We start from the raw sequence: 8,343 nt of genomic DNA, 5'->3' as shown, positions 1-8,343 counted from the left end.
CAGGTACGACAAACTCGCCGTCCGCTACGAAGCGACCGTGCTGGTCGCAGCCATCAACGAATGGCTGTGACCAGCATTTTCACAACAGGCCCTAGCCCTCCCACCCGCCGAAAGTGGGCGCCAGGCCCACCGCCGTGCCGGGGCGCGGGGCGGCCAACCACGGCCCCGCACGCCAGTTTCACCGGCTCGGCCTCGGCCGGGAGTCGCTTGTTGAACACGAAATCGAGCTGGCACGGCGTCCTCCGCCACGTCACCGGAGATCTCCCACCTCGATCCAGCCGTCGTCCAAAGACAGGTCACTGTCGTACAGCACGAACCTCCGCTCCTCCGAGCCGATTTCGTACCCGGCCGAGGCGAGGGCGGTGACCAGGGCGTCGCACGCCGCCCCCGCCTCCGCCGCCGTGCCGCGCCATCGCTGGGTCACGAAGCGCGTCTGGTAGCCCCCGGGCAGGGGCCGGCGGGCGTTCCGGGAGAGGTGTGCGCCGCGCGGGACGACCAGGGCCTCCAGGGCCGCCCGGTCGAAGTCCGCCTCCAGCAGCAGTTCCAGGTGGTGCTCGAAGTAGCCGCCGCCCGGGCCCGGGCGGTCCGTCGTCCACGGGACCGTCTCCACCTTGACCCGCACCGGGTCGAAGCCCGCCTCGCGCAGCGCCGGCACCAGGGTCTCGTGGCCGGTGCGGTCGCGCAGGGTCAGCATCGGCTGGGACACCATGCGGCCCCGCGCCAGCACGATGTGCGTCACCTTCAACTCCCGCGCCGCGGCCCACGCGTCGAGGCGGTCCAGCGCCTCCGCGTCCGCGCACCGCACCGTGATGTGCGTTTCGTCCTCGTACATGGAGCCGATCTTCTCGGACATGCTTCCGGTCCGCATCGGGGTCGCCGCCGGGGGGTAACCATCCGGTCACGCACCGAGTGCAGAAAGTGCTCGCACGCCCCTCGTGGCAGCGATGTGTCGTACCCCACACTGAGTTGCGGTGCCTGAGTCCTCGGACCCCTGGAGGTCGCCCCCGTGCAGACCCAGACCCAGCCCCTGACCGTGACCGATGAGCCCGAGCGCGAGGCCGAGGCCATGGACGACGAGCCAGAGCCCCTCGAGCTGATCGAGCAGCTGCCCACCCAGCGCAGGCGCAGCGGCGCCGGCGGCAGCGGCGACCGTGCGGGCGGAGCGGGTCCGTCCGCCGATCTGTTCCGGCAATACCTGCGCGAGATAGGCAGGATCCCGCTGCTCACCGCCGCCGAGGAGGTCGACCTCGCGCGCCGCGTCGAAGCCGGGCTGTTCGCCGAGGAGAAGCTCGGCAACACCCCCGACCTCGACTCCCAGCTCGCGGTGGACCTCGACCGGCTCGTCGTCATGGGCCGGATGGCCAAACGCCGCCTCATCGAGTCGAACCTGCGGCTCGTGGTCTCCGTCGCGAAGCGCTACGTGGGCCGCGGGCTCACCATGCTCGACCTCGTGCAGGAGGGGAACCTCGGGCTCATACGGGCCGTTGAGAAGTTCGACTACGCCCGCGGGTACAAGTTCTCCACCTACGCCACCTGGTGGATCCGCCAGGCCATGTCCCGGGCCCTCGCCGACCAGGCCCGGACCATCCGTGTGCCCGTCCACGTGGTGGAGCTGATCAACCGCGTCGTGCGCGTCCAGCGCCGCATGCTCCAGGAGCGCGGATACGAGCCCACCGCCGAAGAGGTCGCCGTCCACCTGGAGCTGACCCCCGAGCGCGTCATGGAAGTGCTCCGCCTCGCCCAGGAGCCCGTCTCCCTGCACGCCCCGGTCGGCGAGGAGGACGACGTCGCGCTCGGCGACCTCATCGAGGACGGCGACGCCGCCTCGCCCGTGGAGTCCGCCGCCTTCTTCCTGCTGCGCGAGCACCTCGAAGCGGTGCTGTCGACCCTCGGCGAGCGCGAGCGGAAGGTCGTCCAGCTGCGGTACGGGCTCGACGACGGGCGCCCCCGCACCCTGGAGGAGATCGGCCGGATCTTCGGCGTCACGCGCGAACGGATCCGCCAGATCGAGTCCAAGACCCTCAACAAGCTGCGCGACCACGCCTTCGCCGACCAGCTGAGGGGCTACCTGGACTGAAACGGGAACGGGGCGCCCCGAAGGACGCCCCCACCCGCCGGCCGCCGCGATCAGTCGACCTCGGCCACCGCCTGCGCGAACTGCGCCGCGTACAGCCGCGCGTACGCACCCTCCGAGGCCAGCAGCTCCTCGTGCGTGCCCTGCTCCACGATCGAGCCGCTCTCCATCACCAGGATCACGTCCGCGTCGCGGATCGTGGACAGCCGGTGCGCGATCACGAAGGACGTACGGCCGTGCGCCAGGCGCGCCATCGCCTTCTGGATCAGCACCTCGGTACGGGTGTCCACCGAGCTCGTCGCCTCGTCGAGCACCAGGATCACCGGGTCCGACAGGAACGCCCGGGCGATGGTGATCAGCTGCTTCTCGCCGGCGCTGACGCCCGCGCCCTCGTCGTCCAGCACGGTGTCGTAGCCGTCCGGCAGGGTGCGGATGAACCGGTCCGCGTGGGCCGCCCGTGCGGCCTCCTCGATCTCGGCGCGCGTGACCTCGCGCGAAGCCCCGTAGGCGATGTTCTCCGCGATGGTGCCGCCGAACAGCCAGGTGTCCTGGAGCACCATGCCGATCCCGCCGCGCAGTTCCTCGCGGGTCATCTTCGAGATGTCGACGCCGTCGAGGGCGATCTCCCCGCCCGTCACCTCGTAGAACCGCATCAGCAGGTTTACGAGCGTGGTCTTGCCGGCGCCCGTCGGGCCGACGATCGCGACCGTGTGGCCGGGCTCGACGTGCAGCGAGAGGTTCTCGATCAGCGGCTTGTCCGCCTCGTAGCGGAAGGCCACCTTGTCGAGGGTGACCTGGCCGCGCAGGGTCTCCGGACGCTCCGGAACCTCGGCGTCCGGTTCCTGCTCCTCCGCGTCCAGCAGCTCGTACACCCGCTCCGCCGAGGCGACGCCGGACTGTACGAGGTTCGCCATCGAGGCGACCTGCGTGAGCGGCATCGAGAACTGCCGCGAGTACTGGATGAAGGCCTGCACGTCACCGATCGACAGGGTGCCCGAGGCGACCCGGAGCCCGCCGACCACCGCGATCAGCACGTAGTTGATGTTCGAGATGAAGAACATCACCGGCTGCATGATCCCGCTGACCAGCTGCGCCTTGAAGGAGGCCCGGTAGAGCGCCTCGTTCTGCTCGGCGAAGACCGCCGCGGACTCCCGCTGCCGGCCGAAGACCTTGACCAGGTTGTGGCCCGAGTACATCTCCTCGATGTGCGCGTTGAGCGCGCCGGTGGTCTTCCACTGCGCCACGAACTGCGGCTGCGACTTCTTGCCGATCTTCGCCGCGACGAAGATCGAGAGCGGCACGGTCAGCAGCGCGACCAGCGCCAGCAGCGGCGAGATCCAGAACATCATCGCCAGCACGCCGACGATGGTCAGCAGCGAGTTCATCAGCTGCCCCATCGTCTGCTGGAGCGTCTGGCCGATGTTGTCGATGTCGTTCGTGGCCCGGCTGAGCACCTCGCCGCGCTTCTGCTGGTCGAAGTACGACAGCGGCAGCCGCGACAGCTTCGCCTGGAGCTCCTCGCGCATCCGGTAGACGGTGCCGTTCATGATGTGGTTCGACAGGCGCGTCGCGACCAGCATCAGCAGGCCCGCCAGCGTGAAGACCACCAGCGCCCAGATCGCCACGACCCCGACGGCACCGAAGTCGATGCCCTCGCCGGGGATGAAGTCCGTGCCGGAGAGCATGTCCGCCATGCCGCCGTGGCCTTGGGCGCGCATGCCGTCCAGCGCCTGCTGCTTCGTCAGGCCCGCCGGCAGCTCCCGGCCGACGATCCCCGCGAAGACCAGGTCGGTGGCCTCGCCGAGGATCTTCGGCCCGACGACCGCGCAGGCGACCGAGCCGACCACGGCCAGCACCATGCCCCAGATCTTGGTCCGGTCGTGGGCGAGCTGGGCCAGCAGCCGCTTGCCCGAGCCCTTGAAGTCCAGGGACCGCTGGGCCGGCCCCATCATCATCCGTCCTCCGGGCCCGCTCATGCGGCCTCCGCCTCCGTCAGCTGGGAGAGCACGATCTCCCGGTAGGTCTCGTTGCCGGCCATCAGCTCGTGGTGTCGGCCCTCGCCGACCACCTGGCCCTCGTCGAGGACGATGATCCGGTCGGCGTCGCGGATCGTGGAGACCCGCTGGGCGACGATCACCACGGTCGCGTCCTCGGTCTCGCGGGCGAGCGCCGCGCGCAGCGCCGCGTCCGTCGCGTAGTCCAGGGCCGAGAAGGAGTCGTCGAAGAGGTAGATCTCCGGGCGCTGCACCAGCGTGCGGGCGATGGCCAGCCGCTGGCGCTGGCCGCCGGAGACATTGGTTCCGCCCTGGGTGATCGGGGCCTCCAGGCCGCCCTCCAGCTCGGATACGAAGCCCTTGGCCTGGGCCACTTCCAGTGCCTGCCAGAGCTCTTCGTCGGTCGCGTCGGGGCGCCCGTAGCGAAGGTTGGAGGCGACGGTTCCGGAGAACAGGTACGGCTTCTGCGGGACCATGCCGACCGTCCTGGCCAGCAGCTGCGGGTCGAGGCGGCGTACGTCCTCGCCGTCGACCAGCACCTCGCCGCCGGTCGCGTCGAACAGACGCGGGACCAGGCCCAGCAGGGTGGACTTGCCGCTTCCGGTGGAGCCGATCACCGCCGTGGTCTCGCCGGGGCGGGCCACCAGGTCCACCCCGCGCAGCACCGGGGCCTCGGCCCCCGGGTAGCGGAAGTCGGCGCCGCGCAGCTCGAGCCGGCCGCGCGAGGGCAGCTTGCTCACGGGGTCGGCCGGCGGGATCACGCTCGACTCGGTGTCCAGGACCTCCTGGATGCGCTCGGCGCAGACCTCGGCGCGCGGCACCATCATGAACATGAAGGTGGCCATCATCACGGACATGACGATCTGCATCAGGTAGGCGAGGAAGGCCGTCAGCTGGCCGATCTCCATGCCGTTGCTGTCGACGCGCATCGCGCCGAACCAGATGACGGCGACGCTGGAGATGTTCACGACCACGATGACGGTGGGGAACATCAGGGCGAGCAGCTTGCCGGCGGCGAGGGACACACCGGTGAGGTCCGCGTTGGCCTCCCGGAAACGGTCCTTCTCGTAGTCGTCGCGGACGAAGGCGCGGATCACCCGGTTGCCGGTGATCTGCTCGCGCAGCACCCGGTTGACGGTGTCCAGGCGCTCCTGCATCTGACGGAACAGCGGCCGCGTCTTGAGGACGATCGCGCCGACCGCCAGGCCGAGCACGGGGACGACCGCGAGCAGGACGCCCGACAGCTTCACGTCGAGCGACAGCGCCATCGCGATGCCGCCGACGCACATGATCGGCGCCGAGACCATCAGGGTGAAGGTCATCAGCACCAGCATCTGGACCTGCTGGACGTCGTTCGTCGTACGGGTGATCAGGGACGGGGCGCCGAACTGGCCGAGCTCCCGGGCGGAGAAGCTCTGCACGCGGTCGAAGACGGCGGCGCGGACGTCCCGGCCGAAGGCCGCCGCCGTACGGGCGCCGTAGTAGACGGCCCCGACGTTGCAGACGAGCTGGACCAGCGAGACGCCGAGCATCAGTGCGCCGAAGCGCAGGATGTAGCCGGTGTCCCCGTTGACGACACCGTTGTCAATGATGTCGGCGTTGAGCGTGGGCAGGTAGAGGCTCGCACTGGTCTGGAGCAGTTGCAGCAGGACCAGCAGGGCGATGGGTTTCCGGTACGGACTCAGATGGGTCCGCAGAAGTCGTATGAGCACGCGCAGGCTCCGGTCGGCAAGATCGAGGGGTTCACCCCATCTTCGGCCAACCGGCCGCCCGATCCCCACCGCTTTTCGCAAAGCCCGGTCAAAAGGAGTAGACCGCCCTACGCCTGCGGTCCCGGCGGCGCCCGCCTAGAAGGCCCCGGCACCCGGCTGGAAGGCCCCGGGGTGGATCTGCTCCCGCGTGGCGATGTACTGCTGGCGCACCGCCTGCCAGGCCGGGAACTCCTCGCCCGGCTCGAACACCTGCGCCGCGGGGGCCGGCCAGACCGGCGGGGTGTGCGGGGCCAGTGTGCCCTGCGCCACACCGAGCGCCCAGGCCGCCTGGCGCGCGGCGCCCAGCGCCGCGTAGTCGGCCGGAGCCGGTACGACGACCTGCGTCCCGAACAGCCCCGGGGCCGCGGCCTGTACGGCGGGCAGCTCGGCCGCCGCGCCCAGCAGGAACACCCGGCGGATCTCGACCCCGCGCGTGCGCAGCACGTCCAGGGCGTCCACCAGCCCGCACAGCATGCCCTCGAAGGCGGCCCGCGCCAGGTGCTCCGGCTTCATCGAGTCCCGGCGCAGCCCGGACAGGGTCCCGGCGGTGTGCGGCAGGTTCGGCGTCCGCTCGCCCTCCAGGTACGGCAGGAGGACGAGGCCGTGCGCGCCCGGCGTCGACTTCAGCGCGAGCTCGGACAGCCCCTCCAGATCGGTGCCCAGCAGCTCGGCGGTGCCGCGCAGCGCCCGTACGGCATTGGAGGTGTTGACCACCGGCAGGTGCAGACCGGCGGCGTCGGCCAGGGAGGTGATCAGGCCGCCCGGCTCCGACAGCGCCTCGTGGTGCACCGCCATCACCGAACCGGAGGCGCCCAGCGACACCACCGCGTCGCCGGGGCCGAGCCCCAGCCCGAGCGCGGCGGCCATCGTCTCGCCGGTGCCGGCGGATATGAGCAGGCCCTCGGGTGTGGTCCCGGCGGCCTCGGCCGGACCGAGCACCTCGGGCAGCAGGGCCCGGTGCCCGAGCGCGAGCTCGACCAGGTCGGGGCGCCAGGAACCGGTGGCCGCCGACCAGTAGCCGGTGCCGGAGGCGCCGCCGCGGTCGGTGGTCCGCCGGGCGGGGCGGCCCAGCAGCTGCCAGACCAGCCAGTCGTGCGGGGACATCAGCACCGCCACCCGGCGGGCCGCCTCGGGCTCGGTGCGCGCCAGCCAGGCCAGCTTCGCCAGGGGCTGCGCCGAGTGCGGGACCGAGCCCACGGCCTCGGCCCACGCGTGCCGGCCGCCGAGGCCGTCGACGAGATCGGCGGCGGCCACCTGGCCGCGCTTGTCGTTGCCGACGAGGGCCGGCCGTACGAGCCCGCCCTGGGCGTCGAGCGGCAGCAGGCCGTGCTGCTGCGCGGAGACCCCGATGGCCTGGACCCCTTCGAGGAGCCCGCCGCCGGCGGCCTCGCCGAGCGAGAGGAGCCAGGCCTGCGGATCGGTCTCGTGCGGATTGGCGCCGTCCGGTTCCGCCGCGGGCTGTGGATGGGGTGCGTACCCCTGGCGCAGCACGGCACCGGTCTCGGTGTCGCAGACGACGATGCGTGTGAACGCGGAAGAGCTGTCCAGCCCGGCGACTATCCCCATGCGGAGAATTCTGCCGCACGCCGGGCCGGTATCGGCCGTCGCGGAGCCCTCGGAAACCCCACGGGTCCCGCAGGCCCCGGGAGTCTCACGTGTTGCTGGTGCCCCAGTCGTCCTCGGTACCGGCACCGCCCCGGTCGCGCAGTGAGCGCACCCGCCCGGCGAGCGCGCTCGGCACGGCGGCGCCGACCTTGTCGCTCACCGCGGCGAAGGCCTTCCCCGCGAACCCGCGCCCGGTCTGACCGGCCGTCTCGGCGGCGTTGCGCACCACGGGGTTCTGCGCGAGCTCCCGCGCGGACTTCTTCATCGCCTCGTACCGCTCGCGCCCGGCCCGGGTTCCGAGCACGTACCCGAGGGCCAGTCCGGCCGCGAACGTGACCTTGTACCGCATGCCTGTCACCCTTCGTCGTGTGGTGCCCGGCCTGCTGTCGATACCGATTGGCGGAGCACCCCCCTGCTTGCGCTAATCTATGACTCGCAACGGGCGCTCGCCCCCCGGCAAGGCCGGAGGTGGGCTGTTCGATGCACCGCAGCAATCCCCTGTAGCTCAATTGGCAGAGCAGCCGGCTGTTAACCGGCAGGTTACTGGTTCGAGTCCAGTCGGGGGAGCGCGATCCCCTGTAGCTCAATTGGCAGAGCATTCGGCTGTTAACCGGAGGGTTGCTGGTTCGAGTCCAGCCGGGGGAGCAAGGAAGAAGAGGACCCCCTGGGTCCTCTTCTTTTTTGCCCTGGCGGGGAACCGGGCAGCCCTCAGCGCGGTCTCTCTGAACAGGCGAAGCCGATCATGCGAGGCATCCGAGGCAGGAGATCGTATGAGCGGCTATGCTGCGGCAGACGGCGCGCACACGTGTACGCGCCACGCCGTGAAGGGGCGGTAGCTCAGCCGGTTAGAGCAGCGGACTCATAATCCGTCGGCCGTGGGTTCGAGTCCCACCCGCCCCACTGCGAGCCGCAGGTGCAG

Annotated in this window: 6 protein-coding genes and 3 tRNA genes; 4 read left to right on the top strand and 5 right to left on the bottom strand. The window is 70.9% G+C overall.

Annotated elements, in window-relative coordinates; genetic code table 11:
- Nucleotides 1–250: 250 nt before the first annotated feature.
- Complete coding sequence (locus tag ACFTXQ_RS33215) at nt 251–853, bottom strand: hypothetical protein (RefSeq protein ID WP_382648312.1); 603 nt, start codon at nt 851–853, stop codon at nt 251–253.
- A gap of 213 nt (nt 854–1,066) precedes the next feature.
- On the opposite strand from ACFTXQ_RS33215, the gene ACFTXQ_RS33210 reads away from it, so the two are divergent.
- Nucleotides 1,067–2,077: an RNA polymerase sigma factor gene (locus tag ACFTXQ_RS33210; protein ID WP_382648315.1), complete on the top strand. Its 1,011-nt coding sequence runs from the start codon at nt 1,067–1,069 to the stop codon at nt 2,075–2,077.
- Nucleotides 2,078–2,127: 50 nt separating this feature from the next.
- On the opposite strand, the gene ACFTXQ_RS33205 is transcribed toward ACFTXQ_RS33210, so the two are convergent.
- From ACFTXQ_RS33205 to ACFTXQ_RS33190, 4 genes are all read right to left on the bottom strand, one after another.
- Nucleotides 2,128–4,050 carry an ABC transporter ATP-binding protein gene (locus tag ACFTXQ_RS33205; RefSeq protein ID WP_382648309.1) on the bottom strand — a complete coding sequence of 641 codons (1,923 nt, stop codon included), beginning with the start codon at nt 4,048–4,050 and terminating at the stop codon, nt 2,128–2,130.
- Complete coding sequence (locus ACFTXQ_RS33200) at nt 4,047–5,780, bottom strand: ABC transporter ATP-binding protein (protein WP_382648306.1); 1,734 nt, start codon at nt 5,778–5,780, stop codon at nt 4,047–4,049. The genes ACFTXQ_RS33205 and ACFTXQ_RS33200 overlap by 4 nt, the downstream gene beginning before the upstream one ends.
- 135 nt (nt 5,781–5,915) lie before the next feature.
- Nucleotides 5,916–7,385 (bottom strand): FGGY family carbohydrate kinase, encoded by a 1,470-nt coding sequence (locus ACFTXQ_RS33195; RefSeq protein ID WP_382648303.1) that lies wholly within the window; start codon nt 7,383–7,385, stop codon nt 5,916–5,918.
- A gap of 85 nt (nt 7,386–7,470) precedes the next feature.
- The gene (locus ACFTXQ_RS33190; protein ID WP_382648301.1) at nt 7,471–7,773 is read right to left on the bottom strand and encodes a YtxH domain-containing protein; all 303 of its coding nucleotides are present in this window, start codon (nt 7,771–7,773) and stop codon (nt 7,471–7,473) included.
- Nucleotides 7,774–7,918: 145 nt separating this feature from the next.
- Here ACFTXQ_RS33190 and ACFTXQ_RS33185 point away from each other — a divergent pair.
- From ACFTXQ_RS33185 to ACFTXQ_RS33175, 3 genes are all read left to right on the top strand, one after another.
- A tRNA-Asn gene (locus ACFTXQ_RS33185) sits at nt 7,919–7,991 on the top strand.
- Between the two features lie 5 nt (nt 7,992–7,996).
- Nucleotides 7,997–8,069: transfer RNA gene (locus ACFTXQ_RS33180), tRNA-Asn, on the top strand.
- 181 nt (nt 8,070–8,250) lie between these two features.
- Nucleotides 8,251–8,324: transfer RNA gene (locus tag ACFTXQ_RS33175), tRNA-Ile, on the top strand.
- The last annotated feature ends 19 nt before the right edge of the window (nt 8,325–8,343 follow it).

The organism is Streptomyces sp. NPDC057010 (genome assembly GCF_042673805.1).
GTDB lineage: Bacteria > Actinomycetota > Actinomycetes > Streptomycetales > Streptomycetaceae > Streptomyces.
This window is presented reverse-complemented; position numbering and strand designations above follow the sequence as displayed.